This window comes from Streptomyces sp. NRRL F-5123 (genome assembly GCF_000721495.1).
Taxonomy (GTDB): Bacteria; Actinomycetota; Actinomycetes; order Streptomycetales; family Streptomycetaceae; genus Actinacidiphila.
In genome coordinates, this window is sequence record NZ_JOHY01000008.1 from 166,741 (window position 1) to 183,192 (window position 16,452).

The 16,452-nt window shown below is 75.0% G+C and carries 14 protein-coding genes; 9 read left to right on the forward strand and 5 right to left on the reverse strand.

Annotated elements, in window-relative coordinates; translation table 11 throughout:
- Positions 1–62: 62 nt before the first annotated feature.
- The 8 genes from IH54_RS0110335 to IH54_RS0110370 all read left to right on the forward strand — a co-directional run bounded on the left by IH54_RS0110335 (position 63) and on the right by IH54_RS0110370 (position 8,049).
- Positions 63–1,001 (forward strand): helix-turn-helix transcriptional regulator, encoded by a 939-nt coding sequence (locus IH54_RS0110335; protein WP_031515130.1) that lies wholly within the window; start codon positions 63–65, stop codon positions 999–1,001.
- A gap of 25 nt (positions 1,002–1,026) precedes the next feature.
- Complete coding sequence (locus IH54_RS0110340) at positions 1,027–1,983, forward strand: helix-turn-helix transcriptional regulator (RefSeq protein WP_031515132.1); 957 nt, start codon at positions 1,027–1,029, stop codon at positions 1,981–1,983.
- 9 nt (positions 1,984–1,992) lie between these two features.
- Complete coding sequence (locus tag IH54_RS0110345; RefSeq protein ID WP_031515134.1) at positions 1,993–2,250, forward strand: hypothetical protein; 258 nt, start codon at positions 1,993–1,995, stop codon at positions 2,248–2,250.
- Positions 2,251–2,261: 11 nt separating this feature from the next.
- Positions 2,262–2,465, forward strand: coding sequence for a hypothetical protein (locus tag IH54_RS0110350; protein ID WP_031515136.1), 204 nt, complete (start codon positions 2,262–2,264; stop codon positions 2,463–2,465).
- A 259-nt stretch (positions 2,466–2,724) separates the two neighbouring features.
- On the forward strand, positions 2,725–3,003 hold the full coding sequence (gene tatA, locus IH54_RS0110355) for a Sec-independent protein translocase subunit TatA (protein ID WP_031515138.1): 279 nt from the start codon (positions 2,725–2,727) through the stop codon (positions 3,001–3,003).
- A 122-nt stretch (positions 3,004–3,125) separates the two neighbouring features.
- On the forward strand, positions 3,126–4,079 hold the full coding sequence (gene tatC, locus IH54_RS0110360) for a twin-arginine translocase subunit TatC (protein WP_031515140.1): 954 nt from the start codon (positions 3,126–3,128) through the stop codon (positions 4,077–4,079).
- 64 nt (positions 4,080–4,143) lie between these two features.
- Entirely contained in the window at positions 4,144–5,031 is an 888-nt protein-coding gene (locus tag IH54_RS0110365) for a diacylglycerol kinase (RefSeq protein WP_031515142.1), read from the forward strand.
- Positions 5,032–5,157: 126 nt separating this feature from the next.
- Positions 5,158–8,049: a DEAD/DEAH box helicase gene (locus IH54_RS0110370; protein ID WP_078862079.1), complete on the forward strand. Its 2,892-nt coding sequence runs from the start codon at positions 5,158–5,160 to the stop codon at positions 8,047–8,049.
- 24 nt (positions 8,050–8,073) lie between these two features.
- Here the strand turns inward: IH54_RS0110370 and IH54_RS0110375 are convergent, their stop codons facing one another.
- The 5 genes from IH54_RS0110375 to IH54_RS0110395 form a co-directional block, all read right to left on the reverse strand.
- Positions 8,074–8,649 carry a hypothetical protein gene (locus IH54_RS0110375; protein ID WP_031515146.1) on the reverse strand — a complete coding sequence of 192 codons (576 nt, stop codon included), beginning with the start codon at positions 8,647–8,649 and terminating at the stop codon, positions 8,074–8,076.
- Positions 8,650–8,815: 166 nt separating this feature from the next.
- Positions 8,816–10,444: an allophanate hydrolase gene (locus IH54_RS0110380; protein ID WP_031515148.1), complete on the reverse strand. Its 1,629-nt coding sequence runs from the start codon at positions 10,442–10,444 to the stop codon at positions 8,816–8,818.
- A 178-nt stretch (positions 10,445–10,622) separates the two neighbouring features.
- A complete protein-coding gene (gene uca / locus IH54_RS0110385; protein ID WP_031515150.1) occupies positions 10,623–14,186 on the reverse strand; it encodes an urea carboxylase in 3,564 nt (1,187 codons plus the stop codon).
- Positions 14,183–14,809, reverse strand: coding sequence for an urea amidolyase associated protein UAAP2 (locus IH54_RS0110390; protein ID WP_043180402.1), 627 nt, complete (start codon positions 14,807–14,809; stop codon positions 14,183–14,185). Before IH54_RS0110390 ends, uca begins: the two co-directional genes overlap by 4 nt.
- 17 nt (positions 14,810–14,826) lie before the next feature.
- Positions 14,827–15,630 carry an urea amidolyase associated protein UAAP1 gene (locus IH54_RS0110395; protein ID WP_031515154.1) on the reverse strand — a complete coding sequence of 268 codons (804 nt, stop codon included), beginning with the start codon at positions 15,628–15,630 and terminating at the stop codon, positions 14,827–14,829.
- A gap of 145 nt (positions 15,631–15,775) precedes the next feature.
- On the opposite strand from IH54_RS0110395, the gene IH54_RS0110400 reads away from it, so the two are divergent.
- Positions 15,776–16,426, forward strand: coding sequence for a TetR/AcrR family transcriptional regulator (locus IH54_RS0110400; protein ID WP_031515155.1), 651 nt, complete (start codon positions 15,776–15,778; stop codon positions 16,424–16,426).
- Positions 16,427–16,452: the final 26 nt, after the last annotated feature.

Sequence of the window (16,452 nt, forward strand, 5' to 3'; positions counted from 1 at the left end):
CGGGGGGACATCCGGGCGGCAGCAGGCACCGGATGACGCGGAAGAGACAGAAGGGGGTGGCGGTGGCGATCGCCAAAGCCGAGCGGCTGATGAACCTGGCCCTGTGCCTGATGAACACCCGCCGTCCGGTCAGCAAGCGCGAGCTGCGCGCCTCCATCGAGGCCTACCACGAGGTGGCCTCGGACGACGCCTTCAACCGGATGTTCGAGCGGGACAAGGACGACCTGCGCGAGCTCGGCCTGCTCATCGACACCGTCGAGAACCTGGAGGGCGAGTTCGGCTACCTCGCCCGCCGCGACCGCAACCGGCTGCCCGACATCGCCCTCGACCCCGAGGAGGCCGCCGCCCTCGCGCTCGCCGCGAAGGTCTGGCAGCAGGCCCGGCTCGCCGAGGCCGCCAGCGGCGCGCTGCAGAAGCTGCGCGCGGCCGGGGTGCCGTACGAGGACACGCACAGCGCGCTGGAGCCGCGGATCCCCACGCCGGAGCCGGCCTTCGAGGCGCTGATGCTGGCCACCCGCGAGCGCCGCGCGGTCGCCTTCGACTACCGCAAGGCCAACGCCGTACGCCCCGAGCCGCGGCTGGTCGAGCCGTGGGCGCTGGAGTGCTGGCGCGGCCACTGGTACATGGCCGGCCACGACCGCGACCGCGGCGCCGTACGGGTCTTCCGGCTGTCCCGGATCAGCGGCCGGGTCAAGGCCCGCGGCCGCTTCACCGCCGAGGTGCCCGCGCACGTGGACGTCCGCGCGGCCGTGGAGCGCTGGGCGGGCGAGGGAGCCACGGCCACCGCCACCATCCGGCTGCGCCGCGACAGCGGCTACCCGCTGCGGGCCCGCGCGGTGGTCCTGACCCCGGTCGACGCCGAGTGGGACGAGCTGGAGGTCCCCTACGGCCACGGGCTGGAGGCGTGGCTCGCCGAATTCGGGCCCGACGTGGTCGTGCTGGCACCCGAGGAGCTGCGCTCCGAGGTGCTGGACCGGCTGCGCGCCGTGGCCAAGGGCTGACGAGGGCTGAACGGGAGACGGCGGCATGAGCAACGCGATCGACCAGACCCGCAGGATGCTGTCCCTGGTGACGTACCTGCGCGAGCGGCCCGGCGCCCGGGTGGACGAGGTGGCGCGCGCCTTCGGCGTGACCGAGGCCGAGCTGATCGGCGACCTGAACGTCCTCCCGCTGTGCGGCACCAGCTTCCGCGGCGGCGACCTGCTCGACATCGACACCGACGGCGAGCAGATCTGGTGGCACAACCCCGGCACCGCCGACGACGTGGCCCAGCCGCTGCGGCTGGCCGCGGACGAGGCGACGGCCCTGCTGGTCGCCGCCCGCGCGGTGGCCAACCTGCCGGGGCTGCGGGACAGCGACCGGCAGGCCCTGCTGCGGGCCGGCGCCAAGCTGGAGGCAGCCGCGGGCGAGGCGGCCGGCGGCAGCTCCCGGCTGTCGGTGACCTTCGAGTCCGAGGGCAGCGTCTTCGCCACCGTGGACCGCGCGCTCACCGAGCGGCGCCGGCTGTGGATGCGCTACTACTCCCCGGCGCGCGATTCGCTGACCGAGCGCGAGGTCGACCCGATCCGGCTGTTCGCGGTGGGCCACACCTACGTCGAGGGCTGGTGCCGGCTCTCCGAGGACCGGCGCACCTTCCGGCTGGACCGGGTCGCCGAGATCCGGCTGCTGGACGAGCCGTCCGACCCGCCCCGGCTGGAGCCGCGCGACCTGTCGCAGGGGCTCGTGCAGCCGGCCGGCGACGATCCCGAGGTCGTCGTCGAGGTGGGGCCGGGCGGGCGCTGGGTCGCCGAGTACTACCCGCACGACAGCGCGGAGGAGCTGCCGGACGGCGGGCTGCGCATCACGCTGCGCACCCCCGATCCCGGCTCGCTGCGCCGGCTCGCGCTGCGGCTGGGCCGCGACGGGCGGATCGTGGCGCCCGCCGCGCTCGCGGCCGACGCGCGCGACGCGGCCGTACGCGCCCTCGCCGGATACGGGGAGTAGAGGACGCCGATGACGGTGAGCTGCCCGCCGCCCGAGGCCGGGGCCGGGGCCGGCCCCGCGGTCTTCCGGGCCGGCTGCCCGCACTGCCGGACCAGCTTCGAGATCACCGCCGACGCCCTGCGGCTGGCCGTCGGCGCCAGCGCCCGCACCACCTTCTACTCCTTCACCTGCCCCGAGTGCGGCGAGGCGGTGCGCAAACCGGCCCCGGAGCGGATCGTGGAGCTGCTGACCCTCGGCGGCGTCCGGACCATGCGGCTGCAGCGGTAGGCTGCCGGGCCATGTGGTGGATCTTTCTGAGCGTCGGCCTGGCGGCCGCGGGCCTGCTGGTGCTCGCGGTGTTCGCCGCCCGGGTCTTCCGCGCGGTGGGCGAACTGGCCGCGCAGGTGGCCGTCAGCAGCGAGGCGCTGGGCACCGCGGGAGACCGGCTGCAGCGCGCCGCCGCCCCGCTGGCCAGGACCGCGGGCGAGATCACCCGTCGCTGAGCCTGCCGCGGCGGCCCGCGTGAAGGTACGCTGACCCGGCGACCGGACACCGCCCGGGGCCCGCTGATCAGGCACGGTTCCGGTGCGGTCGCAACCTGGTGGACTCCGGCACTCATTCCGGCGTTCACCGCCGCACGCTACGATCCTTGCGTGGGTGATGGCCGGAGGACCGGGAGACCGGGGCGAACCGACGGCCACCGGCCCTCGCAACGACGTACCGCACGGACCACGCCGCCCCCGGTGAGAAGGTAGACGAATCATGCTCGGCAACCTCAAGCCCCTTGAGCTCCTACTGATCCTTCTCGTCGTCGTCCTGCTCTTCGGCGCCAAGAAGCTGCCCGACATGGCCAGGTCGCTCGGCAAGTCGGCCCGCATCCTCAAGAGCGAGGCCAAGGCCATGAAGAACGACGACCCGACGCCCGCGGCGCAGCCCGGCACCGCGGCCCAGGAGCAGGCGGCCCCGAAGACCATCCAGGCCGCGCCCGGCGACACCGCCAGCGCCCGCCCGGTCGAGGACCGCACGACGACCACCGGCTGACCGCCCGCCCGGCGGTCCCGGCGGCCGCCGGGCCGGACAGCGAACGACCAAGCCGAACGACCAAGCCGAACGACCAAGCCGAGAAGCACCGCCGACGGCTGCCGCACGAGACGAGGACGTGGGTGCTCAAGACTGCCCGCAAGCAGCAGAAGGACCCCGAGGGGCGGATGCCGCTCGCGGACCACCTGCGAGAGCTGCGCAACCGGCTGTTCAAGTCCGTGCTCGCGGTCATCGCCGTCACCATCGTGGCCGCGTTCTTCTACAAGGACATCATCCACCTGCTGCAGCAGCGCATCCCGGACAACGTCCGCTGCCTCGACGGCAGCTCGGCGGGCCACAAGGGCAGCGACGCCTGCGCCACCATGACCGTCAGCGGTCTGATGGGCGGCTTCTCCATCGCGCTGAAGGTCTCGCTGATGGCCGGCGTGGTCGGCGCGTCCCCGGTCTGGCTGTACCAGCTGTGGGGCTTCCTCGCCCCCGGCCTGCACAAGAACGAGAAGCGCTACACGCTGGGCTTCGTCGGCGCGGGCGTGCCGCTCTTCCTCGGCGGCGCGGTGCTGGCGTACGAGATCCTGCCGCAGACCGCGCGGATCATGATCGGCTTCGTGCCGGACGACACCACCAACCTGCTGCCGCTGGACGACTTCCTCGACCTCGTCGTCCGGCTGGTCATCGTCTTCGGCCTCGCCTTCGAGCTGCCGCTCGCGCTCGTCGCGCTGAACTTCACCGGCATGGTCACCGGCAGGCGGATGCTCGGCTGGTGGCGCGCCATGGTCATCGGCATCACCGTCTTCGCCGCGGTCGCCACGCCCACCGGCGACCCGCTCACCATGTGCCTGCTGGCCGCGCCCATCGTGCTGCTGTACTTCATCGCGGTCGGCGTGTGCTTCTTCAACGACTCGCGCAGGGCCCGCCGCCGCGCCGCCGACCCCGACTTCGGACTCGACCCGGACGAGGCCTCCAGCCTGGACCACATCCCCGAGCAGGTCGGCTCCGTCGAACCGCTCGACGACGAGGACGACGGCGACGGCCGCGACGACGACCGGCGCGGCAACGGCTACGACGACGCCACCTGACCGGCGCTTTCCCGGGGGACCCGGCCCGTACCGCCGGAGCGGTGATACGGGATAGGGTCCGCCCGTGACCGGCGACATCACCCTTCTCGTCAACCCGACCTCCGGACGCGGCAGAGGCGCCAGGGCCGCCCGCCCCGCCGCCGAGGCGCTGCGCTCGGCGGGCCTGGCCGTCCGCACCGTCGTCGGCTCCGACGCCGCAGACGCCCTCGACCAGGCCCGCAAGGCCGTCGACGGCGGCACCGGCGCGCTGGTCGCGGTCGGCGGCGACGGCATGGTCTCGCTCGCCCTGCAGGCCGTGGCCGGCACCGGGACCCCGCTCGGCGTGGTCGCCGCCGGCACCGGCAACGACTTCGCCCGGGTCAGCGGCCTGCCCGTGCGCGACCCGGCCGCCGCCGGCGCCGTCATCGCCGCGGCGCTGACGGAGGGCCGCAGCCGCCCGGTCGACCTGGGCCGGACCGGCGGCCGCTGGTTCTGCACCGTCATGGCGACCGGCTTCGACTCCCGCGTCAACGACCGCGGCAACCGGATGAGCTGGCCCCGCGGCCGCTTCCGCTACGACGTGGCGATGCTCGCCGAGCTGGCCGCGCTGCGCCCCATCCGCTACCGGGTGCAGTTCGACGACGCCCCCGAGCGCGAGCTGGACGCCACCCTCATCGCGGTCGGCAACGGCTCCTCGTACGGCGGCGGCATGCGCATGTGCGCGGACGCGGAGATGGACGACGGGCTCTTCGACGTCTGCGTCGTCGGCCCCTGCACCCGCCGCACCCTGCTGCGGGTCTTCCCGCTCGTCTACAGCGGCAAGCACCCGCGGCACCCGGTCGTCACCGTGCACCGCGCCGCCCGGGTGCGGCTCGCCGCCGACGACGTCACGGCCTACGCCGACGGCGAGCGGGTGGGCCCGCTGCCGCTGTCCGCCGAGACCGTGCCGGGAGCCCTGCGGCTGCTGGCCTGAGCCGCGCCCCGTCCGTCCCTCCTGCCCCGCGAGCAGGCAGGCGTGGCTCCCCGGGGGATTCCCCGATCCGCCCGGAGATAAAGATCACGCGGTGTGTCAGTCCCGTTGGGTAGGCTCAGGAGCGAGATGACAGACGAGAAGTCCGACGAGATGTACGGCGAGTCCTCCGACGAGATGTCGCAGATGTCGCCTGCCGAGCGCTACGCCGCGAGCCGCCGCCGTGCCGTGGAGAACGCCACCGCACTGGCGCAGTTCCGCGAGCTGTACGACTTCGGCCTCGACCCGTTCCAGATAGAGGCCTGCCAGGCGCTGGAGGCGGGCAGCGGCGTGCTGGTCGCCGCCCCCACCGGCTCCGGAAAGACCATCGTCGGCGAGTTCGCCGTCCACCTCGCCCTCGCCGAGGGCCGCAAGTGCTTCTACACCACCCCGATCAAGGCGCTCTCCAACCAGAAGTACAACGACCTGGCCAAGCGCTACGGCACGGACAAGGTGGGCCTGCTCACCGGCGACAACAGCGTCAACGGCAACGCACCGGTGATCGTCATGACCACCGAGGTGCTGCGCAACATGCTCTACGCCGGCTCCGCAGCCCTCGACGGCCTCGGCTACGTGGTCATGGACGAGGTGCACTACCTCTCCGACCGCTTCCGCGGCGCGGTGTGGGAAGAGGTGATCATCCACCTCCCGCCGTCCGTGACGCTGGTGTCGCTGTCCGCGACCGTCTCCAACGCCGAGGAGTTCGGCGACTGGCTGGACACCGTACGCGGCGACACCCAGGTCATCGTCTCCGAGCACCGCCCCGTCCCGCTGTGGCAGCACGTGCTGGCCGGCCGCCGGATGTACGACCTCTTCGAGGAGAAGGCCGGCGACACCGGCACCCCCGGCGCCAACGGCACCCGCGGCCGCCGCGAGGTCAACGCCGACCTCGAACGCCTCGCCCGCATGGAGAACCAGCGCAGTTACCACCCCCGCGCCAAGCGCGGCCGGGAGGCCGACCGGGAGCGCGAGCGGCGCGCCCGCAGCCGGGTCTGGACGCCCAGCCGCGCCGAGGTCATCGACCGGCTCGACGCCGAGGGCCTGCTGCCCGCCATCACCTTCATCTTCAGCCGGGCCGGCTGCGAGGCCGCCGTCCAGCAGTGCCTGTACGCCGGGCTGCGGCTGAACAACGACGAGGCCCGCGCCCGGGTCCGGGCGATCGTCGAGGAGCGCACCCGCTCCATCCCCGACGAGGATCTGCACGTCCTCGGCTACTTCGAGTGGCTGGAGGGCCTGGAGCGCGGCATCGCCGCCCACCACGCGGGCATGCTGCCGGCCTTCAAGGAGGTCGTCGAGGAGCTCTTCACCGCCGGCCTGGTCAAGGCGGTCTTCGCCACCGAGACGCTCGCGCTCGGCATCAACATGCCGGCCCGCTCGGTGGTGCTGGAAAAGCTCGTGAAGTGGAACGGCGAGACCCACGCCGACATCACGCCCGGCGAGTACACCCAGCTCACCGGCCGCGCCGGGCGGCGTGGCATCGACGTCGAGGGCCACGCCGTGGTGCTGTGGCAGCGCGGCTTCGACCCCGGCGCCGTCGCGGGCCTGGCCGGGACGCGGACCTACCCGCTGCGGTCGTCCTTCAAACCCTCGTACAACATGGCCGTCAACCTCGTCGGGCAGTTCGGGCGGCACCGCTCGCGGGAGCTGCTGGAGACGTCGTTCGCGCAGTTCCAGGCCGACCGGTCCGTCGTCGGCATCTCCCGGCAGGTGCAGCGCAACGAGGAAGGCCTCGACGGCTACAAGGAGTCGATGACCTGCCATCTCGGCGACTTCGACGCGTACATGGCGCTGCGCCGCGAGCTGAAGGAGCGCGAGGCGCACCTGTCGCGGCAGGGCGCGTCGCTGCGCCGTGCCGCCGCGACCGAGGCCCTGGAGAAGCTCAGGCCCGGCGACATCATCCACGTCCCCGCCGGGAAGTACGCGGGGCTCGCGCTGGTGCTGGAGCCCGGCATCCCGGGCGGCCGCGCCGCCGGGCACATCCCGCGCGACGGTGTCTACCACGACGGGCCGCGCCCGCTCGTGCTCACCGCCGAGCGGCAGGTCAAGCGGCTCGCGCAGCTGGACTTCCCGGTGCCCGTCGAGGCGCTGGACCGGATGCGCATCCCCAAGTCCTTCAACCCGCGCAGCCCGCAGTCCCGCCGCGACCTCGCCTCGGCGATGCGCAGCAAGGCCGGGACGGCGGGCTGGGCGGCCCCCGCGCACCACCGCCGCAAGGAGCGGTCGGCCGCCGCCGACGACACCGAGATCCTGCGGCTGCGCGCCGCGATCCGCGCGCACCCCTGCCACGGCTGCGACGAGCGCGAGGACCACGCCCGCTGGGCCGAGCGCTACCACCGGCTGCGCCGCGACACCCAGCAGCTGGAGCGCCGCATCGAGGGCCGCACCAACACCATCGCCCGCACCTTCGACCGGGTGTGCGCGGTGCTCACGCAACTGGGCTACCTGGAGGGGGACAAGGTGACCCCCGAGGGCCGCCGGCTCGCCCGCCTCTACGGCGAGCTGGACCTGCTGGCGAGCGAGTGCCTGCGGGACGGTGTGTGGGACGGGCTGAACCCGGCGGAGCTGGCCGCGTGCGCCTCCGCCCTCGTCTACGAGTCCCGGCAGGCCGACGACGCGGCGGCGCCCAAGCTGCCCAGCGGCGAGGCGCGGGCCGCGCTCGCCGAGATGGTCCGCATCTGGGGCCGGCTCGACGCGCTGGAGGAGGACCACCGGATCAACCAGACCGAGGGCGTCGGCCAGCGCGAACCCGACCTCGGCTTCGCGTGGCCGGCCTACCGTTGGGCCTCCGGCCACGGCCTGGACGCCGTCCTCGGCGACGCCGACATGCCCGCCGGCGACTTCGTGCGCTGGTGCAAGCAGCTCATCGACGTCCTGGGCCAGATCAGCGAGGCCGCCCCGGAGGGCAGCCCCGTCCGGCGCACCGCCCGCAAGGCCGTGGACGGCCTGCTGCGGGGGGTCGTGGCGTACTCGTCGGTGGGCTGAGCCCGGGCCTCGCGCCGGCTCGGCTCAGCTCACCCGGGTGCAGGTCAGGGAGCCCTTGAGGGTCACCACCGCGCCCGCGCCGCTGTAGTCCTTGGCGATCTGCAGGCCGTCGACGGTCACCGTCCAGGTGCCGCCGGACTTCTTCGCGGTCACGCCCTGCGACTTCGGCACCCGCCCGGAGTACGACGTGCCGTCCGGGGTGTTGAAGAGGGCCACCTGCGTGGGGCTGTCGGCGGTCGTGGCGATGAAGGACGGGAAGATCTGCTTCTTCGCCAGCACGTCCGGCGTCGTCACCCCGATGAGCTTGCCGTTCTTGACCTCGCACACCACGCCGCCGGAGAAGTCGGCCCCGCCGGAGGCGGCCCCGGTGAAGTCCAGGTGCCCCGACACCTTCCGCGCGGGCTTCGCGGGCGGACTGCTGCTGTCCGAGGGGGCGCTGCTCCCGCCCGACGCGGCGGCGGTGCCGGTGGAGGTGCCGGTCGAAGGGGCCTTCGCGTCGTCGGACTTCTTGCCGGAGGAGTCCGACGAGCATCCGCTGAGCGCGGTGGCGGCGAGCGCCGCGCCGAGCGCGACAGCGGTGAGGGCGGTGCGGTGACGCATGAGGCGGATGTCCTCTCCCCGAGGGCCTGTGGTCGCGCCAGTGTACGGACGCGGGGGACGAACCCCGCAGTGCAGGTCGCGGACGGCCGCGGTGGGCGGTCGCGGCCGGTGGCGGGCCGCGGGCGTACGGGCCCGTGCGCTTGTCCGGATCCGTACGGGCGGGGGCTCAGGCCGTACGGGACAGGTAGGCGCGCCAGCCGCCGTAGCGGGTGATGTCCGGCGCCGCGGTGAGGGCGGCGGGCTCGCAGAGGAAGCCCGTCGCCTCGGTGCCGTCGCGCAGGGTCACCCGGCCCAGGGCCATCGGGCGGGGGAGACCCGCGGCCAGGGTGCCCAGGGCCGCCGGGGACAGCTCCCACACCTCGGCCTCGACGGGCGCCCCGCCCTCCGCCACCCGCGCCAGGCCCGGCTTGGGCGGCACCGTGTCCAGCGCGTACAGCCGGTAGGCGGGCGCCGTGGCGGTCGTCTCCGCCAGGCGGGCGCCCAGCGCGAGCAGCTGGCCGTTGAGCGGCTGGCCGGACAGGTGCGCCCCTACGACCGCGAGCCGCACCGGCGGCTGGAGCAGCGCGGCGATCTCCGCGACCCGGTCGTCCGCGCCCGCCGGGCCCAGCAGCATCACCCCGAAGGGCCCCCCGCGCACCGTGCCGCCCGGCACCGCGACCGCGCACAGGCCCAGCAGATTCGCCGAGTTGGTGAAGCGGCCGAGCCGGGTGTTGGTGCCCACCGGGTCGGCGGCGACCTCGGCGAGCGTCGGGTGGCCCGGGGCGGTCGGCAGGAGCAGCGCGTCGCAGTGGCCCAGCTCGGCGGTCGCGCGCCCGCGCAGGGCGGCGAGCCGCTCGCGGTCCGCGACGAGGCGGTGCGCCGGGATGTCGCGCGCCGCGCGGATGATGCCGGCCACCGTCGGGTCGAGATCCGCGCCGCCCTGCTCCACGAACGCGCCCACGGCGGCGTAGCGCTCCGCGACGAACGCGCCGCCGTACAGCAGCTCCGCCGTCTCGCTGAACGGCGCCAGGTCGATCGTCCGCAGCTCGGCGCCGGCGGCCGCGAGCCGCCCGGCGGCAGCCTCGTACGCCTCCTCCCAGCCGTCGTCCAGCTCGCCGAGCCGGCCGGGGCCCGCGACCGCGACCCGCCACGGGCCCGGGCGGCGCGGCGGCGGGACGGGGCTCGCCAGCAGCGCGAGGGCGCGGCGGGCCTCCGGCAGCGTACGGGCGAAGACGCTCACGCAGTCGAGGCTCGCGCACGCCGGGACGACGCCCTCCGTCGGCACCAGGCCGGGCGTCGGCTTGAGGCCCACGATGCCCTGGAAGGCCGCCGGGACGCGGCCCGAGCCCGCGGTGTCCGTGCCCAGCGCGATGTCGGCGAAGCCGAGTGCGACGGCCGCCGCCGACCCCGAACTCGACCCGCCGCCGATCCGCTCCGGCGCGAGCACGCTGGGTACGGCCCCGTAGGGGCTGCGGGTGCCGACCAGGCCGGTCGCGAACTGGTCCATGTTCGTGGAGCCCAGCACGACCGCGCCGGCCGCGCGCAGGGCCGCCACCGCGGGGGCGTCGCGCTCCGGCACGTACGCGTACGCCGGGCAGCCCGCGGTGGTCGGGAGCCCCGCGACGTCGATGTTGCCCTTGACGCCCAGCAGCGTCCCGGCCAGGGGCAGCGCGTGCCCCGCCGCGACCTTGGCGTCCACCTCCCGCGCGTCCGCAGCGGCCTCCTCCTCCGGCCGCAGCGCGATCCACACGTCCGGCCTGCGGGCCCGCTCCATCGCCCGGTACGCCGCGGCGACGCGCGCCTGCGCTCTGGTCATTCGTCGGCCTTTCGCTTCGGGGTGCCTCGTGCGGCTCACGCCGCGGCCGCCTGCCGGTAGGAGTTGTTCGCGCAGTTCTCCCCGATGCTCCGCCCGGGAGGGGCCCCGCACGCCCCGCACGCCCCGCACGCCCCGTGCGCTGCGGGGTGCCGTGAGGAGCGGTCCGGGGGGCTGGGCGTCACAGGGGGGCCAGGGTCAGGAGGGGGAGGCCCGGGGAGACCTGGTCGCCCGGGGTGACGCGGATCGAGGCCACGCGGCCGGCGACGGGCGCCACCACCGGGGACTCCATCTTCATCGCCTCGAGGGTGAGAAGGTGCTGCCCCGCCGCGACGCAGTCGCCCTCGCGGACGGCGACCCGCCACACCCCCGCCGCGAACTCCGCCTCGACCGCGCAGCCGCCCGGCGGCACGGCGACCTCTTCCGCGAGCCCGGCGGCGGGAGCCGCCCCCGCGGAATCGGCCCGGGCGAATTCCCCGGCGGCCTCCCAGGCCGCCCGCTCCGCCGCGAAGGCGGCCCCCTGCCGGGCGCGGAAGCCCTCGATCGACTCCGCGTTCTCCGCGAGGAAGCGCTGGTGCTCGGCGAGAGCGAACTCGCCCTCCTCCACCCGCAGCCGCAGCCGCCCCGCCGCCATGTCGGCGCGCAGGTCGAGGAGTTCGTCGGCCTCGACCGGATACCACCGGATCCGGTCGAAGAAGCGCAGCAGCCACGGCTCGGCGACGCCCGCCGCCGCGTCCCGCCCGGACCAGACCTGGACCGTGCGGCCGACGAACTGGTAGCCGCCCGGCCCCTCCATGCCGTAGACGCACAGGTAGGCCCCGCCGATGCCGACGGAGTTCTCCGCGGTCCAGGTGCGCGCCGGGTTGTACTTGGTGGTGACGAGCCGGTGCCGCGGGTCGAGCGGTGTGGCGACGGGCGCACCGAGGTAGACGTCGCCGAGGCCGAGCACCAGGTACTCCGCGTCGAAGACCGTGCGGTAGACGTCGTCGACGGAGTCGAGCCCGTTGACCCGGCGGATGAACTCGATGTTCCACGGGCACCAGGGCGCGTCGTCGCGGACGCCCGCCATGTAGCGGGCGATGGCCTCGCGGGTCGCGGGGTCGTCCCACGACAGCGGCAGATGGACGGTGCGGCTGGGCACCACCAGGTGCTCGGTCGCCGGCAGTTGGTCCTCGGCCTCGCGGACGAGGTCCAGCAGCTTGCCGGTGGGCAGCACGTCGGGGTCGACGTGGATCTGGAGCGAGCGGATGCCGGGCGTGAGGTCGACGACGCCGGGCAGCCGCCGCGCGGTGAGGTGCTCGGCGAGCGCGTGCACCCGCATGCGCAGGGCCAGGTCCAGCTGCATGGGCCCGTATTCGACGAGCAGGTTGTCGTCGCCGCTGCGCCGGTACGTCACCGCCGGGTTGTCGCCGCGGGGTTCGGCGCGGCCGAGGACGCCGCCGTCGCCGAGCGCCGGGCGGCACGCGACCGGCGCCGTGGCGGGCGCGGCCCGCAGGCTCGCGGCCGCGTCCTCGGTGACGGGCACGAAGCGCACGGTGTCGCCGGGCCGCAACTGGCCGAGCTTCCAGCGCTGTCCGGTCACCACGGTGGCCGGGCACACGAAGCCGCCGAGCGACGGGCCGTCCGGCCCGAGCAGCACCGGCATGTCGCCGGTGAAGTCGACCGCGCCGACCGCGTAGGGCGTGTCGTGGATGTTGGACGGGTGCAGGCCCGCCTCGCCGCCGTCGGCGCGCGCCCAGCGCGGTTTGGGGCCGACGAGCCGGACGCCGGTGCGGGCGGAGTTGAAGTGCACGCTCCAACTGGCCGCGTAGAAGTCGGTGATGTCCTGCTCGGTGAAGAACTCCGGCGCGGCGTGCGGCCCTTCGACCGCGCCGATCTCCCATGCGGTGCCGATCGCGGGGCGCCGCGCGGGCGCCACCGGAGTGCCGACGGCGGTGGCGGCGCCGCCGTGCAGCACGTCGGCGGTGCGCAGCGCCCGCCCGCCGTGCCCGCCGAAGCGGCCGAGGGTGAACGTCGCGGCGCTGCCGAGGTAGGGCGGTACGTCGAGCCCGCCGGCGACCAGTACGTACGTGCGCAGGCCCGCCTCGTGCGGGGCGCCGACGTCCAGCAGCCCGCCGGCCGGCACGGTGACCGGCTCCCACTGCGGCACCGGCACACCGTCGACCGTGACGGGCGCGGGCGCGCCCGTCACGCACACGGTCGTGGCGTGGCTGAAGCGCAACGCCGGTCCCTGGAGGGTGCATTCGAGCCCGGCGGTCCCCTCGCCGTTGCCCAGCGCGGTGTTGCCGAGCCGGAAGGACAGGTCGTCCATCGGCCCGCACGGCGGCACCCCGACGTGCCAGAGCCCCGTGCGGCCCGGCCAGTCCTGGACGGTCGTGAGGGTGCCGGCCCGCACCACGTCGATGCGCCGCGAGGCGTCGGTGACGCCCTCCAGCGTCGCGGTGTGGTGGGTGGCGGCGCGCAGCGCGGGCTCGTCGAGCGCGGCCCGCAGCAGGCCGAGGTTGGTCTCGACGCCGTCGACGCGGGTGGCGGCGAGCGCGTCGGCGAGCTTGGCCAGCGCCTCCTCCCGGTCGGCCCCGTACGCGATCACCTTGGCCAGCATCGGGTCGTAGGCGGTGGTCACCTCGGTGCCGGTCGCGACCCAGGTGTCCACGCGCACGCCCGGCGGGAACTCCACCCGGGTGAGCAGCCCGGCGCTGGGCCGGTGGCCGCGCGCCGGATCCTCGGCGTAGACGCGCGCCTCCACCGCGTGGCCGCTCGGCTCGGGCGCCTCCCCGGGCGCCTCGCCGTCGCGGGCCAGCCGCAGCATCCACTCCACGAGGTCGACGCCGTACGTCTCCTCGGTGACCGGGTGCTCCACCTGGAGGCGGGTGTTGACCTCCAGGAAGTACGCCTCGGCGCGCGCCGCGTCGTACACGAACTCCACCGTCCCGGCCGAGCGGTAGCCGACCGAGGCGCACAACGCGCGTGCGCTCTCGGCCAGTTGCTCCCGCAGGGCGGCGGGCAGGCCGGGCGCCGGGGCCTCTTCGAGCACCTTCTGGTGGCGCCGTTGGAGGGAGCAGTCGCGGTCGCCGAGCACGGTCACCCCGCCGCGGCCGTCGCCGAAGACCTGCACCTCGACGTGCCGGGCGCGCTCCACCAGGCGCTCCAGGAAGAGCCCGGCGGAGGAGAAGCCCGCCGCCGCGGCGCGCTCCACCGGCTCCCAGGCGGCGGCCAGTTCGGCGGGCGTACGGCAGGCCCGCATCCCGATGCCGCCCCCGCCGCCGGTGGCCTTGAGCATCACCGGGTAGCCGAGGTCCTCGGCCGCGGCGAGCCCGGCGTCCAGGTCCGCCAGCAGCCCCGTGCCCGGCAGCATGGGAACCCCGGCGGCCTGCGCGGCGGCCCGCGCGGTGTGCTTGGCGCCGAAGACCTCCAGATGCCGCGGTTCGGGGCCGACGAAGACGAGCCCGGCGGCCTCGCAGCGGCGTGCGAAGTCCGCGTCCTCGGACAGGAAGCCGTAGCCGGGGTGCACCGCGCCCGCCCCGCTCTCGCGCGCGGCGGCGAGCACGGCGTCCGCGTCGAGGTAGCTCTCCTTGGCGGACGCGGGCCCCAGCCGCACGGCGGTGTCGGCGAGATGGACGTGCGGGGCGCCGCGGTCCGGGTCGGAGAAGACCGCGACGGTCCGCAGGCCCATGCGGCGCGCGGTGCGCAGCACGCGGGCGGCGATCTCCCCGCGGTTGGCGACCAGCAGCGTGTCGAAGCTCATCGGGCGGCCCCCGGGGCGGTGACCGTCATCTGCACCGGCGTCGGGTCGAAGCCGTTGCAGGGGTTGTTGATCTGCGGGCAGTTGGAGACCAGTACCAGCACCTCGCGATCGGCGCGCAGTGTGACGGAGAGTCCCGCGGCCGAGCGGCCGTCGACGATGCCGAGGGTGCCGTCGTCCTCGACGGGGACGTTCATGTACCAGTTGATGTTGCTGACCAGATCGCGCTTGCCGAGGCCCCAGCGGGCGCCCTCGGCCAGGAAGTTGTCGGCGCAGGCGTGCTGCGACCAGGTGTGGTGGCCGTAGCGCAGGGTGTTGGACTCCTTCGAGCAGGCCCCGGCGATCGTGTCGTGCCCGCCGCACCCGTCCGCGGTGACCGTCATCAGGGGGGTGTGCTCGTTGGACATCAGGACGCTGCCGGTGGTCAGGAAGATGCCGCCCTGCGCCTGGAGCGTGTCCGGCGCGCTGTAGCGGACCGCCGTGTCGGCGGCGTCGTAGACCAGGAAGTCCACCGCCTGGTTGCCGTGCAGGTCGGTGACGGTCAGCAGGCCGCCCGCGGGGATCACCGCCGACCAGGGGGCGCGGGCGGCGACGGTCGCGGTCGTCACGGAGGTTTCCGAGTTCATCACTGTCGTCACAGTCGTCACAGCCCCTTCGCGGTCAGGTGCTCCGCGGTGTTCTGGAAGGCGCGGCGGCCCTCCGGAGTGTCGTCCCAGAGCGGATCGCCCGGCCCGGTCGGCCGGCCCGGCCGGGCGGCGACCTCCAACGGGCCGCACACGTACGACGGATGCGGGTCCAGCGGGTGCGGTACGTTCGCCAGCAGCACCGTCAGCGGCATCTCCGCGCGCAGCGTCACCGCCGCGCCCGGGCCCGCTGAGCCGGTGAACTCCAGCATGCCGTCCGGCTCGACGCGCACGCCCTGGAAGAACGACAGCGACGGCGGCAGGTCCCGCGGCTCCAACCCCTGCTTGGCGGCGGCCAGTTTGAACAGCTCCCGGCCCGCCGGGGTGCCGCCCTGCGGCGAACCGTCCCCGTACCGCGCGGTGTTGCGCACGGCCGTGGACGTACCGCACAGCGTGTCGTGCCGCCCGCTGGTGTCGGCCACCAGCGAGGCCAGCACACGGCCCTGGTCGGACAGCAGCAGCCGGCCCGCACCGAGGTAGGCGTTCCACTGGACCTTCACGGTGTCGGCGACGTTGAGCCGCTCCCACGGGCTGCCGGTGGCGAAGAGCAGCACGTGCGCGCACGCGGTGCCGGTCGGGTCGGCGAGCCGCAGTTCGGTGCCGCGGGCCAGCGCCTTGTGCGTGTAGTTGCCGCCCGCGACGGTCTCCGCCCACACCAGCCCGTCCGGCGCCGGCACCAGCGGCATCGCCGCCGACCGCCGCCCCTGCTGCGCCCGCGCGTGGTCGCGCGCGCCGTACGTCGTCCGTGTCGCCCCTGCCGCCACGCCGCACCTCCAGTTTCTGTCGTGCGACAGAAATTAGGCGGGGGCGGATTCCGCGCGATTGCCCGCGCGTTGCGCCCGGGTTACCGGCTGCTCACCGGGCCCGCCCGGCACGGAGGGAGGTCCGCGGTTGTGCGACGATCGCGGCGTGAGCGGTACGGAGCAGGGCGCCGGCGGCAGCAGAGGCGAGCGCGGGCGGCGCGTCGGGCGGCCCCGCGCGCAGGCCCGCCCCGACAGCGGACTCACCCCGCGGCAGGAGCTGCTCGCCGCCGCGGGCGAACTGTTCACCACCCGCGGCTACACCGCCACCACCACGCGGGCCATCGCCGAGCGGGCGGGCATGCGGCAGGCGACGATGTACCACTACGTCAGCGGCAAGGAGGAACTGCTCGCGGAGCTGCTGGAGGGCACGGTCACGCCGTCGCTGGCCCTCGCGGAATCGCTGCTGGCCGACCGGGAACTCCCCGCCGAGCGGCGGCTGTGGGAGCTGTGCCGGGCGGACGTCGAGCTGCTGTGCGCCGGGCCGCACAACCTCGGCGCCCTCTACCTGCTGCCCGAGGTGCGGGCGGAGCGGTTCGCCGCGTTCCGCTCCGCGCGGGGCGAGCTGCGGAGGGCCTACGCGGCCCTGCTGGCCGCCACCGCGGTGGGCGCCGCCCTTCCCCCGGGCGAGCTGGCCCTGCGCGCGGACCTGCTCTTCGCTCTCATCGAGGGCGTGATCCTCGCTCCCCGCGACCGCGCGGGGTCCGATTTCGCCTCGGCCACGGCGGACGCGGCCCTCCGCCTTGTCGGCTGTCCCTGAGCTCGCCGGTCACGCCCCGTCCTGCC

Coding starts and splice junctions, on each gene's coding strand:
- tatA (WP_031515138.1), top strand. CDS start 2,725: ATGCTCGGCAACCTCAAGCCCCTTGAGCTCCTACTGATCCTTCTCGTC.
- uca (WP_031515150.1), bottom strand. CDS start 14,186: ATGAGCTTCGACACGCTGCTGGTCGCCAACCGCGGGGAGATCGCCGCC.
- IH54_RS0110375 (WP_031515146.1), bottom strand. CDS start 8,649: ATGCGTCACCGCACCGCCCTCACCGCTGTCGCGCTCGGCGCGGCGCTC.
- IH54_RS0110370 (WP_078862079.1), top strand. CDS start 5,158: ATGACAGACGAGAAGTCCGACGAGATGTACGGCGAGTCCTCCGACGAG.
- IH54_RS0110350 (WP_031515136.1), top strand. CDS start 2,262: ATGTGGTGGATCTTTCTGAGCGTCGGCCTGGCGGCCGCGGGCCTGCTG.
- IH54_RS0110345 (WP_031515134.1), top strand. CDS start 1,993: ATGACGGTGAGCTGCCCGCCGCCCGAGGCCGGGGCCGGGGCCGGCCCC.
- IH54_RS0110380 (WP_031515148.1), bottom strand. CDS start 10,444: ATGACCAGAGCGCAGGCGCGCGTCGCCGCGGCGTACCGGGCGATGGAG.
- IH54_RS0110340 (WP_031515132.1), top strand. CDS start 1,027: ATGAGCAACGCGATCGACCAGACCCGCAGGATGCTGTCCCTGGTGACG.
- IH54_RS0110390 (WP_043180402.1), bottom strand. CDS start 14,809: ATGAACTCGGAAACCTCCGTGACGACCGCGACCGTCGCCGCCCGCGCC.